At 65.7% G+C, this 21,363-nt stretch carries 21 protein-coding genes; 12 read left to right on the forward strand and 9 right to left on the reverse strand.

The window, feature by feature from the left end; genetic code table 11:
* Positions 1-23: 23 nt before the first annotated feature.
* From AB3X99_RS08535 to AB3X99_RS08560, 6 genes are all read left to right on the forward strand, one after another.
* The gene (locus tag AB3X99_RS08535) at positions 24-1,592 is read left to right on the forward strand and encodes an efflux transporter outer membrane subunit (RefSeq protein WP_368616635.1); all 1,569 of its coding nucleotides are present in this window, start codon (positions 24-26) and stop codon (positions 1,590-1,592) included.
* A gap of 202 nt (positions 1,593-1,794) precedes the next feature.
* A complete protein-coding gene (locus AB3X99_RS08540; protein ID WP_069261686.1) occupies positions 1,795-2,631 on the forward strand; it encodes a MetQ/NlpA family ABC transporter substrate-binding protein in 837 nt (278 codons plus the stop codon).
* A 33-nt stretch (positions 2,632-2,664) separates the two neighbouring features.
* Complete coding sequence (locus AB3X99_RS08545) at positions 2,665-3,780, forward strand: methionine ABC transporter ATP-binding protein (RefSeq protein ID WP_368616636.1); 1,116 nt, start codon at positions 2,665-2,667, stop codon at positions 3,778-3,780.
* Positions 3,773-4,429: a methionine ABC transporter permease gene (locus AB3X99_RS08550; protein WP_368616637.1), complete on the forward strand. Its 657-nt coding sequence runs from the start codon at positions 3,773-3,775 to the stop codon at positions 4,427-4,429. Before AB3X99_RS08545 ends, AB3X99_RS08550 begins: the two co-directional genes overlap by 8 nt.
* An 84-nt stretch (positions 4,430-4,513) precedes the next feature.
* Positions 4,514-5,704 carry an acyl-CoA dehydrogenase family protein gene (locus AB3X99_RS08555; protein WP_342946754.1) on the forward strand — a complete coding sequence of 397 codons (1,191 nt, stop codon included), beginning with the start codon at positions 4,514-4,516 and terminating at the stop codon, positions 5,702-5,704.
* 52 nt (positions 5,705-5,756) lie between these two features.
* Positions 5,757-7,082 carry an Nramp family divalent metal transporter gene (locus AB3X99_RS08560; protein ID WP_069261690.1) on the forward strand — a complete coding sequence of 442 codons (1,326 nt, stop codon included), beginning with the start codon at positions 5,757-5,759 and terminating at the stop codon, positions 7,080-7,082.
* 174 nt (positions 7,083-7,256) lie between these two features.
* Here AB3X99_RS08560 and flhC read toward each other — a convergent pair whose 3' ends face one another.
* Both flhC and flhD read right to left on the reverse strand, forming a co-directional pair.
* Positions 7,257-7,859: a flagellar transcriptional regulator FlhC gene (gene flhC, locus AB3X99_RS08565; RefSeq protein ID WP_069261691.1), complete on the reverse strand. Its 603-nt coding sequence runs from the start codon at positions 7,857-7,859 to the stop codon at positions 7,257-7,259.
* Positions 7,860-7,870: 11 nt separating this feature from the next.
* Entirely contained in the window at positions 7,871-8,191 is a 321-nt protein-coding gene (gene flhD / locus AB3X99_RS08570; protein ID WP_028202636.1) for a flagellar transcriptional regulator FlhD, read from the reverse strand.
* 912 nt (positions 8,192-9,103) lie between these two features.
* Between flhD and AB3X99_RS08575 the strand changes: the two genes are divergently transcribed.
* Positions 9,104-9,565: a universal stress protein gene (locus AB3X99_RS08575; protein ID WP_133187752.1), complete on the forward strand. Its 462-nt coding sequence runs from the start codon at positions 9,104-9,106 to the stop codon at positions 9,563-9,565.
* A 70-nt stretch (positions 9,566-9,635) separates the two neighbouring features.
* Here the strand turns inward: AB3X99_RS08575 and AB3X99_RS08580 are convergent, their stop codons facing one another.
* Positions 9,636-10,466: a helix-turn-helix domain-containing protein gene (locus tag AB3X99_RS08580; protein WP_368616638.1), complete on the reverse strand. Its 831-nt coding sequence runs from the start codon at positions 10,464-10,466 to the stop codon at positions 9,636-9,638.
* A 188-nt stretch (positions 10,467-10,654) separates the two neighbouring features.
* Here AB3X99_RS08580 and AB3X99_RS08585 point away from each other — a divergent pair, with 188 nt between their 5' ends.
* The 3 genes from AB3X99_RS08585 to AB3X99_RS08595 all read left to right on the forward strand — a co-directional run bounded on the left by AB3X99_RS08585 (position 10,655) and on the right by AB3X99_RS08595 (position 11,837).
* Positions 10,655-10,816, forward strand: a complete 162-nt coding sequence (locus tag AB3X99_RS08585; RefSeq protein ID WP_165979491.1) for a hypothetical protein — start codon at positions 10,655-10,657, stop codon at positions 10,814-10,816.
* Positions 10,817-11,062: 246 nt separating this feature from the next.
* Positions 11,063-11,497, forward strand: coding sequence for a DoxX family protein (locus AB3X99_RS08590; protein WP_342946751.1), 435 nt, complete (start codon positions 11,063-11,065; stop codon positions 11,495-11,497).
* 70 nt (positions 11,498-11,567) lie between these two features.
* Positions 11,568-11,837 carry a hypothetical protein gene (locus tag AB3X99_RS08595; RefSeq protein ID WP_368616639.1) on the forward strand — a complete coding sequence of 90 codons (270 nt, stop codon included), beginning with the start codon at positions 11,568-11,570 and terminating at the stop codon, positions 11,835-11,837.
* A gap of 25 nt (positions 11,838-11,862) precedes the next feature.
* On the opposite strand, the gene AB3X99_RS08600 is transcribed toward AB3X99_RS08595, so the two are convergent.
* Positions 11,863-13,332 (reverse strand): MFS transporter, encoded by a 1,470-nt coding sequence (locus AB3X99_RS08600; protein ID WP_368616640.1) that lies wholly within the window; start codon positions 13,330-13,332, stop codon positions 11,863-11,865.
* Between the two features lie 126 nt (positions 13,333-13,458).
* Positions 13,459-14,760, reverse strand: a complete 1,302-nt coding sequence (locus AB3X99_RS08605; RefSeq protein WP_342946749.1) for an MFS transporter — start codon at positions 14,758-14,760, stop codon at positions 13,459-13,461.
* A 373-nt stretch (positions 14,761-15,133) separates the two neighbouring features.
* Between AB3X99_RS08605 and AB3X99_RS08610 the strand changes: the two genes are divergently transcribed.
* Positions 15,134-15,868 (forward strand): response regulator transcription factor, encoded by a 735-nt coding sequence (locus tag AB3X99_RS08610; protein ID WP_342946748.1) that lies wholly within the window; start codon positions 15,134-15,136, stop codon positions 15,866-15,868.
* A gap of 107 nt (positions 15,869-15,975) precedes the next feature.
* On the opposite strand, the gene AB3X99_RS08615 is transcribed toward AB3X99_RS08610, so the two are convergent.
* Together AB3X99_RS08615 and AB3X99_RS08620 are read right to left on the reverse strand one after the other, a co-directional pair.
* Positions 15,976-16,245 (reverse strand): hypothetical protein, encoded by a 270-nt coding sequence (locus AB3X99_RS08615; protein ID WP_368616731.1) that lies wholly within the window; start codon positions 16,243-16,245, stop codon positions 15,976-15,978.
* A 219-nt stretch (positions 16,246-16,464) separates the two neighbouring features.
* Positions 16,465-16,797: a hypothetical protein gene (locus tag AB3X99_RS08620; RefSeq protein ID WP_368616641.1), complete on the reverse strand. Its 333-nt coding sequence runs from the start codon at positions 16,795-16,797 to the stop codon at positions 16,465-16,467.
* Positions 16,798-17,022: 225 nt separating this feature from the next.
* Here AB3X99_RS08620 and AB3X99_RS08625 point away from each other — a divergent pair, with 225 nt between their 5' ends.
* On the forward strand, positions 17,023-20,196 hold the full coding sequence (locus AB3X99_RS08625) for a transglycosylase domain-containing protein (protein ID WP_368616642.1): 3,174 nt from the start codon (positions 17,023-17,025) through the stop codon (positions 20,194-20,196).
* Between the two features lie 87 nt (positions 20,197-20,283).
* On the opposite strand, the gene AB3X99_RS08630 is transcribed toward AB3X99_RS08625, so the two are convergent.
* Together AB3X99_RS08630 and AB3X99_RS08635 are read right to left on the reverse strand one after the other, a co-directional pair.
* Entirely contained in the window at positions 20,284-20,832 is a 549-nt protein-coding gene (locus AB3X99_RS08630) for a hypothetical protein (RefSeq protein ID WP_368616643.1), read from the reverse strand.
* A 25-nt stretch (positions 20,833-20,857) separates the two neighbouring features.
* Positions 20,858-21,247, reverse strand: coding sequence for a hypothetical protein (locus tag AB3X99_RS08635; RefSeq protein ID WP_069261701.1), 390 nt, complete (start codon positions 21,245-21,247; stop codon positions 20,858-20,860).
* Between the last annotated feature and the right edge of the window lie 116 nt (positions 21,248-21,363).

Consider the following 21,363-nt stretch of genomic DNA (forward strand, 5'->3'; position numbering starts at 1 on the left):
GGCGACAAGGGAAAATGAACAACATGACTAACGAATTCATCTTGCGCTATCGCGCGAATGCCGCGCCGGGAGGCGGGCATCTCGCGCGTATCACACGAATCGCGGCGAGCGTCGCGCTCTTTGCCTGGCTCGCGGCATGCTCGGTCGAGCCGACCTACAAGGTGCCCGACGCCGCCGTGCCCGCGGCCTACAAGGAAGCGCCGCAGCAAACGCAGAGCACGAATCCGCACGATGTGGGCACGTGGACGCCGGCGCAGCCCGCCGACGGCACCCATCGCGGCGAATGGTGGACGGTGTTCGGCGACCCGACACTCGACAAGCTCGAGCAGCAGGCGCTGGAAGCGAACCAGGACCTCAAGGCGGCGGCCGCGCGCGTGCAGCAGGCGCGCGCCGTGACACAGGCTGCGCGCGCCTCGTGGTTCCCGTCGATCGATGCGGGCTTCGGCCCGACGTATCAGCGCGCCTCGCCGGCTTCGCTGTATTACCCGCAAAATTACAATGTGCCCGCTCAAACGCTGTGGCGCGCACAGGCGACCGCAAGCTATGAAGTCGACTTGTTCGGCCGTGTGAGTTCGAACGTTCACGCGGCGCAGGCGGACGCCCAGCAAAGCGAAGCCCTGTTCCTCTCGGTGCAGCTCGCCTTGCAGGCCGATGTCGCGCAGAACTACTTCCAGCTGCGCCAGTTCGACTCCGACGTCGATCTGTACCGTCGCACGGTGGCGCTGCGCGAAGACGCGCTCAAGCTCGTCGATCGCCGCTTCAAGGAAGGCGACATCAGCGCGCTGGACGTGGCGCAGGCGCGCAACGAACTCGCGAGCGCACGCGCCGACGCGGTGGGCGTCGCACGTCAGCGCGCGGCTTCGGAGCACAGCCTCGCGATCCTGCTCGGCAAGGCGCCCGCGGACTTCACGTTCCCCGAAACGCCGCTCGCACCGGTCGTCGTGCAGGTGCCGCCGGGTTTGCCCTCCACGCTGCTGGAGCGCCGCCCCGATGTGGCCGCCGCCGAGCGCGCCATGGCGGCCGCGAACGCACGCGTGGGGCTCGCGAAGTCGGCGTTCTTCCCGCAGCTCAACATCACGGGTGCGGCTGGCTTCGAGTCGGCCACGCTCGGCGACCTGTTCATGTGGTCGAGCCGCGCGTTCCTGCTCGGGCCGCTCGCGGGTACGGCGCTCACGCTGCCGCTGTTCGACGGCGGCCGGCGCAAGGCGAATCTCGCCCAGTCGCGCGGCAAGTATGAAGAAGATGTTGCGCAATACCGCCAGCAGGTGCTTGTGGCCTTCCGCGAGGTCGAGGACAATCTCTCCGACCTGCGCCTGCTCGACGACCAGATCCGCGAGCAGAACGACGCGGTGAGCGCTTCGCAGCAGTCGGCGCAGCTTTCGCGCACGCAGTACGAGGAAGGCGAGGTCAGCTATCTGAACGTGATCGACAGCGAACGGACGGTGCTCGTATCGCAGTTGCAGGCCAGCCATCTGCAGGGCTCGCAGGCCGTGGCGACGGTCAACCTGATCCGCGCGCTCGGCGGCGGCTGGGGCGACGCGAAGCCCGGCGACGGTACGCCGCCTCCGCCGGCGCCGCTCGCGGCGCGCTAAGCCGCGCCTTACAGCCCGCATAACTAGCCGCAACGCTCGCCGCCTGTGCATATCGCAGGCGGCGATTTCCTTTGCGCAATCGCTTCGTAGACCCGGCCCCGCCACCCCCCTATCATCGTCTGGACCCATCTGGAGCCAACGCGATGGGCCCTCATCGCGTCGCTCCTCACTGAACGAAGTCCAACTTCCATCGAGGAACGCGATGATCCGTGCCGTGCGCGCCGTGGGGCGCCCTTCCTTTTTCCAGCGCTTCGGCCTGCTGACGGCAATCGCCGTGTCGCTTGCGGCGGCGGCGCTCGACGCGCACGCCGACACCGCTACGCTCAAAATCGGCATTGCCACCACGCCACAAACGCCCGCCCTCCAGGAAGCGGCGCGCGAGGCGAAGGCGCAGGGCGTGGACGTGAAGATCATCGAATTCACCGACTGGAACACGCCCAACGCCGCGCTGGCGAACAAGGATATCGACGCCAACTACTTCCAGCACAAGCCGTTTCTGGAAAACGCCGAACAGCAGGGCGGCTACAAGTTCGTCGCCATCGCGCCGGGCACGATCATGAAGATCGGCCTGTATTCGAAGAAGGTGAAACGCTTCGAAGACCTGAAGGATGGCGCGACGGTCGCGATCGCAAACGATCCCGTGAACGGCGGCCGCGGCCTCCTGCTGCTGCAGCGCGCGGGCCTCATCAAGCTCAAGCCGGGCGTGGACTATCGCGCCACGACGCTCGACATCGTCTCGAATCCCAAACACCTCAAGATCGTGCAACTCGAAGCGTCGCAACTCGCGCGCTCGCTCGACGACGTCGATCTCGCACAGGGCTACCCGAGCTTCATCAAGCTCGCGGGCACTACCGATCCGAACAGTGCGCTGCTCTTCGACGGCGTGGAGAACAAGGCGTTTGCGATCCAGTTCGTCGTGCGGCCCGAGAGCGTGAACGATCCGCGCATTCGCAAGTTCATCGACATCTACCAGCATTCGCCGGCCGTGCGCAAGGAGCTCGACAAAGCCTTCGGCAACCTCTACGCGGTCGCCTGGTAAAGCGCGCGCAATCTACGCACGAGGAGAGCAGCGATGATGAAATGGTTCGGAGCGGCGCGCTTTATCGAGGCGGGGCCCGCGGCGGGTGAGGCGCAGGGCAATGCCGATGCATCGCTGCCTGCGGTGGTGTTCGAAAACGTGGGCAAGACCTACGCGCCAGGCGCGCCGGCGGCGCTCGCGGGCGTCGACTTGCAGGTGGCGCGCGGCGAAGTGTTCGGCATCATCGGGCGCAGCGGCGCGGGCAAGTCCACGCTGCTGCGGCTCGTGAACGGTCTCGAAAAGCCCACGAGCGGCGGCGTGCGAGTGAACGGCGTCGACGTGGGCGCACTCGACGAGCGCGCCCTGGTGGCGCTACGGCGGCGCATCGGCATGGTGTTCCAGCACTTCAATCTGCTTTCCGCCAAGACCGTGCACGACAACATCGCACTGCCGCTGAAAATTGCGGGTGTGCCGAAGGCCGACATCGAGGCGCGCGTGAACGTGCTGCTCGATCTCGTCGGCTTGAGCGAACGACGCGACGCGTGGCCCGCGCGCCTTTCCGGCGGCCAGAAGCAGCGCGTGGGTATCGCACGCGCGCTCGTGCACGAGCCCGACATCCTGCTCTGCGACGAGGCGACTTCGGCGCTCGACCCGGAAACCACGCGCGCCATTCTTGCGCTGCTGCGTGACATCAACCGGCGGCTCGGCGTCACTGTCGTGCTCATTACGCACGAGATGGAGGTGATACGCGACGTTTGCGACACGGTCGCGGTGATCGAGCGCGGCGAGGTGGTGGAACAGGGGCCCGTGTGGCGCGTGTTCGGCGATCCGCGGCACGAAGCGACGCGCGCGCTCCTGCACACGCCCGGCCACGAGTTGCCCGACGACCTGGCGGCGCGTATTCACGCTGCGCCGCAAGTGGGCGCGCACGCGCTGTTCGACGTGCGCTTCACCGGCGACGAGGCGCGAGAGCCCGACCTCGCCACGCTCGCGCAGGCGTTCGGTGCGCAGGGCGTGCGCTTCGTGCATGGCGGTATCGAGCGTATCCAGGGGCGTGCGCAAGGGCGGCTAGTCGTTTCCGCGCCGGTGCAGAACGCCGCCGAGGCCGCGTCGCTCGCCGAGCGGGCGCGTGGTCATGCGAGCCGCGTGGAGGTGCTGGGCTATGTCTGACGTGTGGATCACCGAGCTCCTCGAAGGCATACGCGACACGTTGCTGATGGTCGGCGTTTCGGCGATATTCGCACTCCTGATCGGTATTCCGATCGCGCTGCTGCTCGTCACGACCGCGCGCGGCGGCATTCTGGAGCGACCCGCGCTCAACACCACGCTGGGCGCGCTCGTCAATGCGTGCCGCTCCACGCCTTTCATCATCCTGCTGGTCGCGCTGCTGCCGCTTACGCGCTTCCTTGTGGGTACGACCATCGGCGTGTGGGCCGCCGTGGTGCCGCTTTCCATCGCCGCCATTCCGTTCTTCGCGCGCGTGGCCGAAGTGAGCTTGCGCGAAGTCGATCGCGGTTTGATCGAGGCGGCCCAGGCCATGGGCGCACAGCGCCGCCACATCGTATGGCATGTGCTGCTGCCCGAGGCGCTGCCCGGCATGCTCGGCGGCTTCACGATCACCGTGGTGGCCATGATCGGCTCCTCGGCGATGGCGGGCGCCGTCGGCGCGGGTGGTCTCGGCGATCTCGCGATACGCTACGGCTATCAGCGCTTCGACACGACGGTCATGGTCACCGTGATCGTGCTGCTGATCGCGATCGTCGCGGCCGTGCAGTTCACGGGCGACGTGCTGGTGCGGCGTCTTTTGCGGCGAACCTGAGCGGCGCAAGCCGTTCGCCATGACGCGCGCAGCGCCGTTGCTGCGCGCTTCGTTTTTCGGGCATCACATTCGGGAACTATGGGTATGAACGAGGCACAGCGCCCACGCGGGCAGGAACAGGACGCGCGTTTCGCCGCGCTGCTCGAAGCGCTGCGCGCGAACGCCGCGCAACGCGATCTCGCAGGCGGTCACGCAGCCGCCGAAAAGCAGCGCATTGCCGACGCCGGGCTGCTCACGCTCGCTGTGCCGCGCGAATTCGGCGGGCAGTTCGGCCAGGACGGCGTGCGCTGGAGCGACATCTACGCGACGATCCGCGCGCTCGCGCGCGTCGACAGCGCGCTTGCGCATCTGCTCGGGTTCCAGTGTTTGCAAATAGCGAGCGTCGCATTGTGGGGCAGCGCCGCGCAGCGCACGAACTGGCTGCAAGGCACCGTCGAGCATCGCTGGTGGTGGGGCAATGCCGTGAATCCCATCGACACACGGCTCGTCGCGCAACCGGACAGGGAAGGCGGCTGGCGTCTGCATGGCAGGAAAGGATTCTGCTCGGGCACCTACGGTTCGCAGATGATGACCGTGAGCGCGCACGATCCCGCCACGGGCAGTCCGGTGTTCGCGGTCGTGCCCACCACGCGCGCCGGGATCACGGTGCACGACGACTGGGACCCGATCGGCCAGCGTCAGACCGATAGCGGCACCGTGTCTTTCGAGAACGTGGAGGTCCGCGCCGCCGAAGTATTGCAGCGCCCCGACACACCGCGCGCCACGCTGCGCACACTGGTCTCGCAAGGCGTGCTGACGAATCTCTTCGTGGGGCTCGCGGAAGGCGCGCTCGAAGAGGCGCGCGCCTACGTGCTCGCGAACGGCCGCCCGTGGGTCAATTCGGGCGTGCAGCACGTGTCCGACGACCCGTTCCTGCAGCAGCGCTTCGGCGAAATGCGCGTGCAGTCGCTCGCGGCGGCGGTGCTGGCCGATCGTGCGGGCGCGCTGCTCGACGCCGCGTGGGACGAAGGCGAGGCGTTGAGCACGGCCACGCGCGCCGGCGTCTCGCTGGCGATTTCGGAGGCGAAGATCGTCGCGCACCGCGCCGCGCTCCAGGGCGGCGAGCAGCTTTTCGAGGCGTGCGGCGCACGCGCCACGGGCGCGGCGCTCGCGCTCGACCGTTTCTGGCGCAATGCGCGCGTGCATACGCTGCACGATCCGCTCGACTACCGTCTGCGCGACGTGGGCCGCTATACGCTCTTGAGAGAAGTGCCGCAGCCGACGCTGTACACTTGAGGGCTCGATCGCGGCACGTGCCGCGACGCGTCAACCCTTGAGGATCGAACCGTTGGAGTTCCGACTACCGACCACGGCAACGGCGCCGTTTTGCCCTTCCGAAGTGCAGGGCAGTATCGAGGTTTCGCCGCGCGCGCCGTTCTGGAAGAAGTTCTGGCAATTCGCTGGTCCTGGCCTGCTGGTGTCGATCGGCTACATGGACCCGGGCAACTGGGCCACCGACATCGAGGCGGGCTCGCGCTTCGGTTACAGCCTGTTGTTCGTGGTCGTCCTCTCGAGCCTCGCGGCGATCGCGCTGCAATGCCTTTCCATGCGTCTTGGCATCGTCACGCAACGCGATCTCGCGGAGCTCTCGCGCGAGCGCTATTCAAGGCCCGTGGCGCTCGGCCAGTGGGTGCTCGCCGAGCTTTCGATCATCGCCTGCGATCTTGCCGAGGTGCTGGGCGGCGCGCTCGCGTTCCACCTGCTGCTGGGCTGCTCGCTGATGGTGGGCGTGGTGCTCACGGCGTTCGACACGCTCATCGTGCTGGGCTTGAAGGGCAAGAACTTCCGTTCGCTCGAGGCGATCATGGCCGGGCTCATCGCCACGATAGGCTTGGGCTACGTGATCCAGCTCGCGCTCGTGAAGCCGCACTGGCCGTCGGTATTCGCGGGCGCGGTGCCTTCGTGGCACGCGATTTCCTCGGCGGAGCCGCTGTATCTGGCGATCGGCATTCTCGGCGCGACCATCATGCCGCACAACCTCTACCTGCATTCGTCGATCGTGCAGACGCGCGCCGTCAAGCGCGACCGTGCGAGCCTCGCGCAGGCCATCGGCCTGTCGCGCCTCGACACGATCGTCTCGCTGCTGATCGCGCTACTCATCAACGCGGCCATCCTGATTCTGGCCGCGGCAGCCTTTCACGCCAACGGGCACACCCAGGTCACCGATATCGAACAGGCCTACAAGCTGCTCGCACCGATCGTCGGTACGGGCGCGGCGGCGGTGCTGTTCGCGATCACGCTGCTTGCCTCCGGGCAAAGCTCGACGTTCACGGGCACCGTGGCGGGCCAGGTCATCATGGAAGGCTTCCTGCGAATGAAAATTCCGTGCTACCAGCGGCGGCTCATTACGCGCGTGCTCGCGTTGATCCCCGCCTTAGCGGGCGTCGCGCTGCTCGGCAACGGCGCGGTGGGCAAGCTGCTGGTCGCAAGCCAGGTGGTGCTGAGTCTGCAACTGCCGTTCGCACTCTGGCCGCTCATTCGCATGACGAACGATCGTGCGCTGATGGGCGAGTTCGTGAACCGGCTCCCCACGCGGTTGCTGGCGTGGTTCCTGTTCGTCGTGATCTCGGCGGCGAACCTGTGGCTCGTCTGGCAGACGTTCAGCGGAAACTAAAGAAGGGAAAGGTGTAACAGGCGCGCGCCATAGAGGCGGCAAGCAGAGGTGGCACGCAGAGGCGGCAAGCAAAAGCGGCAATCGGAAAGCGCTTCGCCGTCCGGTGCGCTCAGGCACCGGACGGGTTCGCGTCTTGGTCTCGCGTCCGGTTAGTCCGGATCTGCTCTCCTACGCTTACGCAGCCTCGGCAATGCCATCCGACGTTACCACTGCCGGAAGGTCGCTCTCGGTCTGCTCGGCGCCCCGTCGCGCTGCAGCCGCCTTTTTCGTCTTGCCGGCTCGCGAAGGAGGCTGGCATGCGCCGCACACGACGTTGTGCTGAAGGTCGTGGCGATGCGCGACGAACTTACCGCCGCAACGGCAGCAAGGCGTCAACTGCAGAATATCGGCATCGAAAAATCGCACCAGGGTCCACGCACGCGTAAGGTCGAGCGCCGGCTCGGCCCCGCTGTGGCGGCAGTGTTCCAGATACAGCCGGAACCCCTTGGTGAGCGCGTCGAGATGCGAGCAACGCGCTTCGTTCTTGAGGAACAGGTACGTGTTATAGAACAGCGAGGCGTGGATGTTGGCCAGCCACGTCATGTACCAGTCCGCCGAGAACGGCAGCATACCTTTGGGCGGCGATACGCCACGGATCTCGCGATACAGGCGGATCATGCGGTCGCGCGAGAGCGTGAGTTCGCTTTCGAGCACCTGCATGCGCGCGCCCAGCTCGATCAGTGCGATCGCGCGGAATACTTCCTGAGCGTCTTCGGTGAGGCTGCGCCGCGTAGTCATGGACGTCACCCTCAGGCGAATTGACCAGCCGGCTGTCCCGCAAGCAGGATGGCCGCATGGGTAGCCGCCACGTCGGCATGCTTCGAAGTCTGCGTGAGCGCGGACAACATTGCATGATCGTCGAAGCGGAAAAAACAGAGAAGTTGGTCGGAAGAGGCCAACCTGACGATCTGCGCGAGCGACAGAGCGCCAAGCAGATCGGCCAGTTCCGACGACAGTCCCAGTCGGAACATGCCGACTGGCTTGTCCTCGCGCAGCATGCGCTGTGCGAGCATCAGATACGACAAATTAATTTCGCGGATAGATTCCAGCGTCTCGCTGCTACGGTCCATTTCTCTAGTTTCCGAAGCCCCGAATTTAACCCCCCGGCTTTTTCGCCGTTGTATCTTTTCTGGTCTTGTGGTCGATCTTCGCTCGTTGGCTCGATCTGACTCTTTGATACAGGTTGTTACATCTCGTAACAACCTTGGAGGGAATTGTATGAGGGCTTATCTCAGAAATCAATCCCTCGGATCAAAAATAATCGTACTGTTGTAAATTATTTTCGGTAAGTTTTGCTGCAATTTGAAAGCCGGGTGGCGACAAGCCGTCGTGACACTGATCGGGGTGCCAAAACTGGCCGTAGCACCTTGGTTTATCAGGGTTTTCGCCAACGCGCCGCTGCGTGCGCAACGAATCATCGAAGGACAAAAATCGCCCGCCCGGTGGAATAAACGTTTAGAAAGGAGTTGGGTTGACAGGTAAAAAATACGGCTCTTCCGATTAATACCTATGACTATTGAGTTTGTAACAGATGTTTCGACCCCGGCGACCTGTAACAGGGCAATGTGTAACCAGGATGTTACGAGTGCAGACGGTGGGATGCACCGTTGGTTTCCGGAATATATGCAGACTGGATATTGCGCGAAGATCGCACTTGTGAAACGTTTGCGATCGACGGTCGACGCGCAATCCGGGTGGGGCGGTTCTTTTGCCGCTTCAGGTCAGCCAGGGCACTGCTTCGTTGAGGGCGCGGGGCAGTAACAGACCGACCCGACCGACCCGCGCGCCGACGATACGCGGGCGACGAGCGGCCCGGCGATTTCAAAGTCGTTGTCGATAACCATCGCGCCTCCTATACCGTATACAACGACTGTCGATGTGCTGGTTATATCATAACGTGATATAACTAAAAATAAATAAAGCGGCATTACGGGTACGGCGTGTTCGCCCGCCCGGCACCGGGAATCATCGGGGGAGGGATCGTGGCCTCGTTCAACAGGATTCTGCTGTGTTACGACGCAACGCGCGAAGGCCGCCGGGCTTTGCGTGAGGGCGCCGACCTTGCACGCGAATGCCACGCGCAAACGCATTTGCTGGCCGTGCTCGACCAGGCGCCGCTGCAATGGGGGACGGACATCGCGTCCGCCGTGCCGTTCGAAGCCGCGGAAGAAGCGGCGCGCGAGATTCTGCGTGACGGGGTGGCGTGCCTGCAGGACAAGGGGCTCGTGGCGACGGGGCACTTCGTGGTGGGCCGGCCGATCGACGTGATCGCAAGCTACTGCGCGGAACTCCAGCCCGATCTCATCGTGGTGGCGCACCACCGGCGCGGGCCGCTCAAGCGCTGGTGGGATGGTCGCGACGACCGCCTGCTGCTCGACCGCGTGTCGTGCAGCGTGCTGGTCGTTACCGCGGCGGACCCGGAGCCCGCGAAAGCGGCGGCCTGAGCCGCCGCCGCCACGCCCTCCCGCGCCGGACGTGCTATCGGGGGCACCCGGCGCAGCCGCCGACCGCGCGTCACGGCGCCCGGTCGCGCAATGCCTGAGCGGTCTGCGGATCGGCGGGAAAGAACGCTTCGATCGCTAGCTCCGATAGCGTGATGTCGACCGGTGTGCCGAACACGGTGGTCGTGCTATAGAACGCCAGTTCCCCAAGCACGGTGCGCACGCGCAGCGGCACGGCAATGTGATGCGCGATCGGCTCGGCGCTCACGTTCGCGACGCCCGGCGGCGGCGGATACGCCGCGAGTTCCTCGTGCAGCGCGGCGAGCGCGGGGTCGCCGCTCGCGTCGATCTGACGTTGCAGGCGCGTGAGCAGATGCGTTCGCCACGCGTGCCAGTTGACGATGCGCGGCGCCATGCCCTCGGGATGCAGCGATAGCCGCAGCGCGTTGATGGGCGCAGCGAGCAGCGCAGGCGAAGCGTCGCCGATGAGCGGCGCGAGCGCGCCGTTCGTCGCGACGATATTCCAGTGGCGGTCCACGGCCACGGCGGGATACGGTTCGTGACCGCGCAGCACCAGATCGACCGCCTCGCGCGCGGCGGCGAGTTGCGGGTCGTCGAGCGCGCGCTCGCGATAGAACGGTGCATAGCCCGCCGCCACGAGCAGCGCATTGCGCTCGCGCAGCGGCACATCGAGCTGCTCGGCCAGATGCATGACCATCTCGCGGCTCGGCAGCGCGCGGCCCGATTCGACGAAGCTCAGATGGCGCGTCGAAATCTCGGCTTCGGTCGCGAGCAGCAACTGGCTCATGCGCCGGCGCGTGCGCCAGTCGCGCAGCATCTCGCCGACGCTGGGGCGCCCGGCGCCGGACGGCGCGGCGGGGAGGAGGGAAGCGAGTGTGTTCATGCTGCCGATTCTAGCCAAACGCGAGAACAAGGCGATTACGTCTGAGGTAAAGAAGCGGCCGGCAACGGATATATGAAAACCTCGGGTTTACGCCCCTGCTGCATTCGTGGACGACGTTTACCGTGCGCCGCGCTATCGCCTAGAATAAAAATTCTCACGGACTGTGGCGTCGCGCAGAGGAGACTGCCATGAGGGAAACCGTTGCTGCTTATCTGCTCGGACCAGGCGTCATGTTGCTGGTATGTGCGGCTATGTGGGCCGTGTCGCGCCGCAGCAGAGGCACGCTCGAAGCGCGCCTGACTCGCTGGCTCGACGCGCATCGGCCGCACGGCATGCATCACAAGCATTGAGCGTGCCAGCGCCGCGTCGGTTTGCGCGTTTGCCCGGCGTTTGCCCGAGAACATCGCGAACGGATCACGACAAGGCGCGGCAGGCAAATTCCATAGCATTCCGAATCAACTCCCGAGTTAGTTCGTTTCGCTCCGGCACGCAGTGCGGCCTTTCCACGTGCCGGCTCGTCTGCCGTTGCCGCCTCATGTCGAGGGAACTGAGCGTGCGCTCCGCGGTCATTCCGATACTGCATACCGGAGCCCTCCATGACCCGTCCCGCCGATTCCTTCATCATCTTCATCGCCCGCATCGCGCTCGCCATTCTGTTTCTCTGGGGCGGTGCCATGAAGCTGCTGGGATACGCGGGGTTTGTCGGCTACCTGCATTCGAAGGGCGTGCCGTATGCCTCGTATGGCGCGATCGCGGCAACCGCCGTTGAACTGCTCGGCGGCATTGCGATCGTGCTGGGCGTGCGCACGCGCGCGGTTGCGTTCCTGCTGGCCGTGTACGCTATCGTGACGGCGATACTCGGCCACGACTTCTGGAACATGACTCAGGCCGCGGCGCAACAGGACGCGGTCATTCATTTCTGGAAGAACGTGGCGATCGCGGGCGGTTTCCTGCTGCTGGCCGTGACGGGCGCGGGACGTGCTTCCATTGATGGTCTGCGCGCGCCGCGCGGCGGCGGCCTGCGAGGCTGACGCCCTCGCGTGGCGAAGCGCGAGTGTCGAATTGCAACCACCGGGCAACCGGGTGTAGAGGGAGCAGGCCTTGATACAGAACTTCGACTTCAACGTGGCAGGCAAGACCGGGCAGTTCTGCGCGAGCCTTGCGGAAGACGGCACGCGGCGCGTGTTCATCAGTGATGCGGATACCGCGAAGACGCTGGTGATTCTCGACGCCACCGGCCTCATCGGCGCGCTCAAGGCTGAGCTCGAGGAGCCCGACCAGCTGATCGCTCACGCCATCCGCAAGGCGCAGAACGATGGTTTGATCGCCCGCGCGATCGACTCCGGTGCGATCCAGGAGGCGTCGCTGTAGTTCGGCACGCCAGTTCGCTGTCGAATCAGCGAGATTCCGGTTCGTTCACGCGCGCCGGCGCGATGCGGCGCACGTCCGCATGCGCCGGTTCGGTTCTCACGAACCAGGCCAACCCGGCCGCCGCGAGCAGGAGCGCCGTCGAGACCGCGGTTTCCGCACGCAGGCCGGCCACCACCTGCGCCGCGCCCGCCCCGCCCGCAAGCGCGCCGAACGCCGCCACCCCCACTGCACCGCCCGCCTGACGCGCCGTATTGAGCAGCGCCGAGGCCGTCCCCGCACGCGCCGGCTCCACCGAGGAGAGCACGGCCGTGGTCATCGCCGGCACGGCGAGGCCCATGCCGGAAGGAATCAGCAGGAAGGCGAGCAGCACGAAGGCGAGCGGCGTCGCGGCATCCACGCTGACCAGCAATGCGTAGCCGGCTCCCGCAATCAGCGCGCCGATGATCATCGGCCGGCGCGTGCCGTAATGCGCTACCACATGGCCGCTCACGATGTTCGAGAGCAGGAAGCCGGCGGTGAGCGGAATGAACGCGAGTCCCGCCTGCAACGGCGTCTCGCCCCGCGCATGCTGCAGATAGAGCGCGAGCACGAACACGGTGCCGTAATAGGTGAGATTCACGCAGATACCGAACAGCACCGCCGCGCTGAACGTGCGGTTGCGCAGCATGGCGAGCGGCACCATGGGGTCGTGTGCGCGCGTTTCGAGCCAGACGAACGCTAGACCCGCCACGAGCGCGAGCGCAAAGCCGCCCGCCACGGCCCAGTGCGTGAAGCCGAGCGGCCGCCATTCGATCACGGCGCCGGTAAAGGCCGTGAGCGCCACGATGGCGAGCAGCTGGCCGCGCACGTCGAGGCTGCGCACGGCGGGCGCGCCGGCAGCGCTGGCATCGTGCGTATGACGGCGCGGCGCGGGAATCCAGGCGAACGTGGCCCAGAGGCCGGCCGCGCACAGCGGCAGGTTCACGAGGAAAATGCTGCGCCAGCCGAACGCCGCGATCAGCAGGCCGCCCGCCACCGGCCCGGCGGCGATCGAGATGGCACCGGCGGCGGTCCAGAAACCCACTGCACGCGCCCTGAGCGCCCGGTCGTGGCGGCACGCTTCGTTGAGCAGCGCGAGCGAATTGGGCAGCATGGCCGCCGCGCCCGCGCCCTGCAGCGCGCGGGCGGCGATCAGCATGACCGGATTGGCCGCGAGCCCGCAGGCCAGCGAGGCGAGGGCGAACACCACGAGCCCGATGGCGTAGAGGCGGCGTGCGCCGTAGCGGTCGCCCAGCACGCCGCCCGAGAGCATCAGCACGGCGAAGGCGAGCGTATAGGCGTCGACGATCCATTGCAGGCCCGCGACGTTCGCATGGAGATCGGTTGCGATGCGCGCGAGCGCAATATTGACGATGGTCACGTCGAGCTGCGTGACGACGAACCCGACGCTGACGGTCGCGACGATACGCGTGAGCGCGGGCGTGAAGTGGACGGGGGTGGGGTGTGAGGTATTCATGCGCCCATGGTAGGGCGCTCGCAGGCTTCGACGTTTCAGCGCGAGGTGAATCGTCGAAGCCGGCGAAAAGTGGTGTCCGACCAGTAACGGCCGCCCAGTGCGCAGTAAGTGCACACTGGGGCGCACTTACTGCTCCCGATGCGCGTCCTTGAAGAACAGCGTCGTGATCGCACCGAGCACGCAGATCGCGGCCACGTAGTAGGTGGGCGCGAGCGGCGCGGACTTCATCAGCAGCGCGACGACGATCGGCGTGAGGCCGCCGAACACGGCGTACGCCACGTTGTACGAGAACGAGATGCCCGAGAAGCGCACCACGGGCGGAAACGCATTCACCATCACATAGGGCACCGCGCCGATCGTGCCGACCAGCAGCCCGCAGAGCGCATAGAGCGGCATGAGCATCGAGCTGTCCACGGCGATCTGGCGGAACAGCGTGTAGTAGGCGATCGCGAGAGCGATGCCGCCGATGGCCAGCACGCGGCGCGCGCCGAAGCGGTCCGCGAGCGCGCCCGCGCTCACGCAGCCCACCGTGAGGAAGAGCGTCGCCAGGCAGTTCGCGAGCAGCGACGTGGTGGCGTCGAGATGGAACTGCTTCTGCAGGAGCGGCGGCGTCATCAGGATCACGACGACGATGGCGGCCGAAAGCATCCACGTGAGCAGCATCGAGACGATCACGGCGCGGCCGTGGTCGCGCAGCACGGCCTTGAGCGGGATTTCGTCGGCGAGCGACTTGCGCGCCTTCATCTCCGCGAACACCGGCGTTTCGTGCAGCCACTGGCGCAGATACACCGAGAACATGCCGAACAGCCCGCCAATCAGGAACGGAATGCGCCAGGCATACGCGGCGATGTCGCCCGGGGCGTAGTGATGATTGACCGCCGCGGCGATCAGCGAGCCGAGCAGGATGCCGAACGTGAGGCCCGCCGTGAGCGTGCCGCATGCATAGCCGATATGGCGGCGCGGCACGTGCTCGGAGACGAACACCCACGCGCCCGGCACCTCGCCGCCCACGGCCGCGCCTTGCAGCACGCGCAGCGCGAGCAGCAGCACGGGAGCGAGCACGCCGATCGTCGCGTAGGTGGGCAGGCAGCCCATGGCGAGCGTGGGCAGCGCCATCAGCAGCACGGAGAGCGTGAACATGCGCTTGCGGCCGAGCAGGTCGCCAAAGTGCGCCATGACGATGCCGCCGAGCGGCCGCGCGAGGTAGCCCGCCGCGAAGATGCCGAAAGTCTGCAGCTGGCGCAGCCAGTCGGGGATCGTTGCGGGGAAGAACAACTGGCCGATAGCCGGCGCGAAGAATACGAAGATGATGAAGTCGTAGAACTCGAGGGCGCCGCCGAGTGCGGCGAGCCCGAGCGTCTTGTAGTCGCTGCGGGTGAGCGCGCGCGCAGCGGCAGGCGTGCGCACGCCAATTTCTGTTGCTTGCATTTCCGAAAAACCAGGGTGTTGTTATGTACGACGTTGTATGTAGCGCGTGCGGAACGCGTGGACGTCGGGGATGGCCAGAATTTGCCTGGTGCGCGCGTGGCGCGGGGGCGGCGGTCGTCGGATAGGCGGGCGCAGGGGTGGGGCACGGCAACAGCGCGTCCGCGAGGGTGGGCGGACGTGCGACGACTTCAGGCCAGTGCGCGATTCTACAGGAAGCCTGGGAGCTGCCCGATGCGCGGCCCGTCAGGACGCTCCCGCGCCGCTGGGGGAAAACGGCGAAGCGCTCTGGAATTCGGACTCGTCCGATGGGCAGATTTTGCACATATCCACAAAATTGCCCGGTTTCATCATCGATCCATCAGGGGCCCCCACCATGCGCATCGCGATCCTCCAGCGCGACGCTGACCATCGCCAGCAGCTCGAGCGCGTGCTGACGCAATGCGGTCACGCCTGCGTTGCGTCCAGCGACGCACTCCTGCTTGCCAGGACCTTGGCCGCATCGACGGTCGATATGCTCCTGCTCGACTGGCAGGGCTCGCAGATCGCCGGCGCCGAGCTGCTGAGAACCTTGCGGGCCGTGAACGGCAGCCAGCTTCCGGTGCTGTTCGTCTCGGAGGACGCCTCCGACGAGAACGTGGTGCGAGCGTTTTCTATCGGCGCCGACGACTACGTGTGCCTGCCGGTTTGCCCTTCGGTGCTGCGCGCTCGCGTGAACGCGCTCCTGCGCCGCGCGTTTCCCGACCGGTTCGAGAACCTGACGATCGACGCCGGCCCCTATCGCTTCGACTTGCGGCATCAGGCGGTCAGCGTGCACGGCAAGCCTGTGCTGCTCTCGACCACGCAATACCGGCTGGCTGCGCTGTTCTTCTCGAATATCGGGCGCATGCTCTCGCGCGATCACATTTACGCGATGGTGTGGGGGCGCGAGTTGCAGACCTTGACCCGCACGATCGACAGCCACGTGTCGCGGCTGCGTCTGGTGCTGGAGATCGACACGCCGAACGGGTTTCGGCTGCAGCCGGTGTACAAGAGCGGCTACCGGCTGTTGTGCCTGCAGGATGAAAGTGAGGCGCTCGCCGCCGAAGGCGCGGGACTCGAGTCGGCTTGAGGGGTAGCGCGGCGAATCATTCTGTCGTTCGATAAAAAAAGACGGCGGCACGCATGGCGTGCCGCCGTCTTTTTTGGCTGGTGCGTTACGCGCCGCGCGCGGCAACCTCAGCGTGCGAGGCCGAGTCCTTGCAGCACGGCGTTGCCTTCCGTCGTCAGGCGGATGCGCGGGTCACCGGCGTCGTCCTGGACCTGCTCGACGAGGCCGGCTTCCTTGAGCATCGGAATCTCAGGTTTGGCGTGCGCGTCGATCGGCGCATGCAGCAGCAACAGGAGGGTCGCAAGCTCGTGGTGGCTCAGCAACCGGCGCAACAAGGTGCGGCGAGCGGGCTTCGCGCCGGGCGCGGCCTCGCTGTCGACCTGGTTTGTCGCCTGGATTTGCGGGTCTTGCTGTTTCACGGAACCTCCTGCAGCGCTCGTTTCTTTGGGGTGAAGCGATGATGCGGACGAAGACTTAAGCGATTCTTAAAACGCCCGGCGAAAATGTGTCATCGCGCTACACGGCGCGTAGCGATGTAAAAGGCTGTAATTGAAAGGGCGCGAAGGCGCGGCGAAGCGCCGCGCAAAGCGACCCGGCAAAAACGGCCTGTCAAATGTTCAAGGCGCGCAGGTTTTACTCGCGCCTTCGATCCACAGGTTCGAGGCGTGGCGTTTGCCGGCGTAATAACGGTAGGTCGTCGCGCCGTTATCGGTGCGAACCTTGATGACGTTCGAGTCGCCGAACTCGAGCATCTGGCCTTGCGGCAGCGGCGAGGTGGTGAAGCTGGCGCCGTGACGCGAGGCTTCGACGGTCAGGCACGAGATGACATCCTGGACCGACCGGTTGGTTGTGGAATCGATGACCGGCTGACCGGCGTCCGGGTTGCTCTGAAACCACGCGCACGCGCCGAGCGCGAGCGAAAAGGCAAGGGGCACGGCAAGCTTCTTCATATTTCCCGGTATCCAACGAAGTAGCCAATCATTATATCGGGAGCATGTCCCGTGCCACGGCGCCGGCGCAACATGCCGCAAAACTGTCACGCGCCGGGCATCCGTGTTGCGGCAGTGCGACGTGCGTGCGAAGCCCTACATACTGGCGCGCAAGAACGTACGGAGCGAGATAGACTATTTAAGGGGTGCCGTCTGGAAATCTGACGTGACGTCAGGAGAATACGCATGAACCGCCCATCGGTACGCTTTCCTGTTCGCGCCGCTGGCGCTGGCTCACTTTTCAGGTGGGTCAAGTGGGGATTCGTCGTCGCGTTTCTGGCCGCCCTCGTCATCATCGCGCGCATCGTTCAGATCGAAATCGACACGTCGCGCCTGCAGGCGCGCTATCTCTCCGAACTCACGCGCGACATCGGCTTTACGGTCGAGAACGGGCCGAGCCACAACATCCGCTTTCCCACCACGAACGGGCCGTACGACGTGCGGCTCGGTTATGCGCAGCTGCCCACCTTCGAGAACCGGCTTGCGGAACGCGGTTTCGCGATCGCCGCGCAGGCGCGCGATTCAGATCGCATGATCGCCGTCGCCGACCAGGGGCTTTTCCTGCCATTCGAAGAAAAGGACCAGGCCGGCATCGTGCTGCGCGACGCTTCCGGTGCGACGCTTTTCCATACGCGCTATCCGCAGCGCGCGTACGAGAATTTCGACGCGGTGCCGGCCGTGGTGCGCGACTCGCTGCTTTTCATCGAAGACAAATATCTGCTCGCCCAGGACCAGCCGAACCGCAACCCGGCCATCGACTGGGGGCGCTTTAGCCGGGCGCTCGTCGACCAGGGTGCGCGCCTCGTGAACCAGCATCAGCAAACGCCGGGCGGCAGCACGCTCGCCACGCAGATCGAGAAGTTCCGGCACTCGACGGGCGGTCGCACCTCCACGCCGCCGGAGAAGCTGCGCCAGATCGCGTCCGCGTCGCTGCGCGCGTATCTGGACGGCCCGCAGACGATGCCCGCGCGCCAGCAGATTCTCGTGCGCTACCTGAATTCGGTGCCGCTCTCCGCCAAGCCGGGCGTGGGCGAAGTCAACGGTCTCGGCGACGGCCTCGCCGCCTGGTATGGCCGCGACTTCCGCGAAGTCAATCGCATCCTGCGCGCGCCGCTGACGCCTGAGACGCTCGACGCGCAGGCGCTTGCGTTCCGCCAGGTGCTCTCGCTGCTGATCGCCCAGCGCGCGCCTTCGTATTTCCTGCAAAAGAACAACGAGGCGCTCGCGAAGCTGACCGACAGCTATATCCGCCTGCTCGGCGCCGGCGGCGTGATTACGCCGGCGCTGCGCGACGCCGCGCTCGGCACGCAGCTTACGCTCGACCGCTCGAAGCCGTCGCAGCGTGTGCCGGTTTCCTTCGTGGAGCGCAAGGCGGTGCTGACGCTGCGCACCCAGCTCATGCAGGCGCTGGGGCTGAAGACGCTTTACGACCTCGACCGCCTCGATCTGACCGCCACGGCCACGCTCGTCGACAGCGTGCAGCAGGCCGTGAGCGACCGCCTCGCCGATGCCGCGACGAAGGACGGCGCGCGCCAGGCGGGTCTGGTCGGCTTCGAGATGCTGCGCCCGTCCGACGATCCTTCGAAGATCGCCTATAGCTTCACGCTGTTCGAGCGCAGCAGCGGTGAGAACCTCGTGCGCGTGCAAACGGACAGCGTGAACCAGCCGTTCGACATCAATTCGGGCGCGCGCCTGAATCTGGGGTCGACGGCGAAGCTGCGCACGCTCGTGACGTATCTGCAGATCGTGAGCGCGCTGCACGCGCGCTACGCGGCCGACGACACAAAGTCGTTGCGCGCGATGCTGCCGCAAGTCGATCCGAGCGACGCGCTCACGCGCTGGGCGATCGACTATCTCTCGAAGACCTCCGACCGCTCGCTGCATTCCATGCTGGAAGCGGCCGTTGAGCGCAAGTACTCGGCCAGTCCCGGCGAGACGTTCTACACCGGCGGCGGCGCGCAGAGCTTCAACAATTTCGAGTCGAGCGACAACGCGCAGATTCTGACTGTGCATCGCGCGTTCCAGCATTCCGTGAATCTGGTATTCGTGCGGCTCATGCGCGACATCGTTCACTACGAGATGATCCAGACTTCGGGGCCGCCCGCGCAATGGCTCGACGATCCTGTCGTGCGCACGCGTTTTCTCACGCAGTTTGCCGATGGTGAGAGCCAGGTCTACATGAAGCGCTTCTACACGCGCTACGCGGGCAAGAGCAACGACGAAGCGCTCGCGATCTTGCTGCAGCACACGCGCAAGGGCCCGGCGCGCATTGCGACCGTGCTGCGCAGCGTGAAACCCGACGGCAAACTGCCGTGGTTCGATGCACAGATGCGCGCGCAACTCAAGAACACGAAGTTCCAATGGCTCGATGACGAAGACCTTGCGCGCTACTACGACAAGTACGCCGTCGACAAATTCAACCTCAACGACCGCGGCTATATCGCGGGCATTCATCCGCTCGAATTGTGGCTGCTGAATTACATGCGCCTGCACCCGGATGCAACGCTTGCGCAGGTCCAGCAGGAGAGCCGCGACACGCGCCTTTACACCTACAGCTGGCTCTTCAAGACGAAGTATCACGCGACCCAGAACCGGCGCATTCGCCACATGATCGAGCTGCGCGCGTATGACGCGATCGGCAAGTCCTGGCGCGCGGTCGGTTATCCGTTCGACAACATTACGCCTTCTTATGGCGCGGCAATCGGTGCTTCGGGCGACCGCCCCGCAGCGCTCGCGCAGCTTATCGGCCTGATTTCGAGCAATGGCGAAAAGCTGCCGACGCATAGCTTCGAATCGCTCGACTTCGCGCGCGGCACGCCTTACGAGACGCACTTCGTTCATGCGTCCGCGCAGCCGCAAGCGCTGATCTCACCGGAAATTTCTCAAGTGGTGCGCGAGTTGCTGACGTCCGTGGTGGAGGGCGGCACGGCCAAGCGCCTCGCCGACGGTATGACGCTCCCCGACGGCAAGACGCTGCCGGTCTACGGCAAGACGGGAACCGGCGACCAGCGCTTCAACGTGTACGCGCCGGGCGCGCGGCTCATCGAATCGCGCAAGGTGAACCGGAGCGCGACCTTCGTGTTCGTGATCGGCAACCGCTTCTACGGCACGCTTACGGCATGGGTGCATGAGCCGTACGCGGCGCGCTATACGTTCACGAGTGCGCTGTCCGTGCAACTGCTGAAGTCGCTCGCGCCGGTGTTGCAGCCGCTGCTCGAATCCAGCTCGGCGACGGACCGCCGTGAGAAGCCCGATCCCGTCCACGCCGCGCAGCAGATGACGCTCATCGACCCGCAGTCGGGCGAAATGCGCCGTGTGGTGTGGAACGGCAACGCGCTCGAATTCGACGACGCGCACTGATTCAGCTTATTCGGAATCCAAAGCAAAACGCGAGGCTGGCGCAATTGCGTCAGCCTCGCGTTCTTCCTAATGCGGTCTATATCCGCTTCAGTATCCGCTCGGCGGCGGAGGCGGCGACCCCGGCGGGGGCGGCGGCAAATAACGCGGTTGCGGCGCTGTCTGGAACTGCTGCTGAGGCGCCTGGAACTGCTGAGGCTGCGACATCGTCATGTTGCCGGGCGCCGGGATGCGGTTGCCGTTGGCGTACATGCATTGCAGATAAGCGTAGTCGTAGCGGCGCTGCACGTCCCATGCGGAACCCTGTGCGTTGCCCATGCCCACCGCGCTGCCCGCCAGCAGGCCCGCGCCCGCGCCGATGGCCGCGCCGTGGCCGCCGCCAAATGCGGCGCCCGCGGCAGCGCCGAGCGCCGTACCGACCACGGCGCTGCCCACGCCGGCACCGGTTGCCGCCTGGTTCGATGTGACGCCGCCTACCTGCTGGAAAGCGAACTGGCGGCAGTTCGCGTCGTCGGCACGGAACTGATCGAAAGTCTTGCCCGTGCCAGGCAGAGCCATCACGCTCGGCCCCGTGGGCGTCACGGCGCATGCGCTCAGCAGCCCCGCTGTGGCGAGTAGCGCGAGATACGTGTATTTCATGTGCGGCTCGATATTTTCAAGGTTTTTAGTTCGACGGCGCCGGCTGGGCGGGAACCGCGCGCCAGCCCGACGAACATTGCTTCACATACGGATAGTAGGTTTTCGACTCGTCGCAGTAATACCAGGTGTCGGCGTTCGCCTGCTGGTCGCCCGCTGCATCGCCAGGCGCGGCGTTGACGGGGCCTTGCTGCGGGTCCATCGCGGGGGCCTGCCCCTGCTCGATGTAATCGGGCGCCTGCGGCGGCGGCGCGACGATGACGGGCGCCGGCGCGTAATAGTAGGGCGCGGGCGCGACCGGGTAGTAATACGGCACGCCGGCGCCGAAATACACGCCGACACGCGCCGCCTGTGCTACGCCGCACACGCTGAGAAGCGCGGCCGCAGCGGCCCCGAGAAACAGTTTCGACCTTCTCACACACGATCTCCAGAAACGGGCAGGCCGGAGCAACGGCGCGCGCCAGCCGATTATCGAACGCTAAGACATTGCGGGAACCAATGCAATTACGCGAGTTGCACCGATTTTTCGAGTTG

It is taken from the genome of Paraburkholderia sp. BR10882 (assembly GCF_040948855.1).
Lineage (GTDB): Bacteria > Pseudomonadota > Gammaproteobacteria > Burkholderiales > Burkholderiaceae > Paraburkholderia > Paraburkholderia nodosa_A.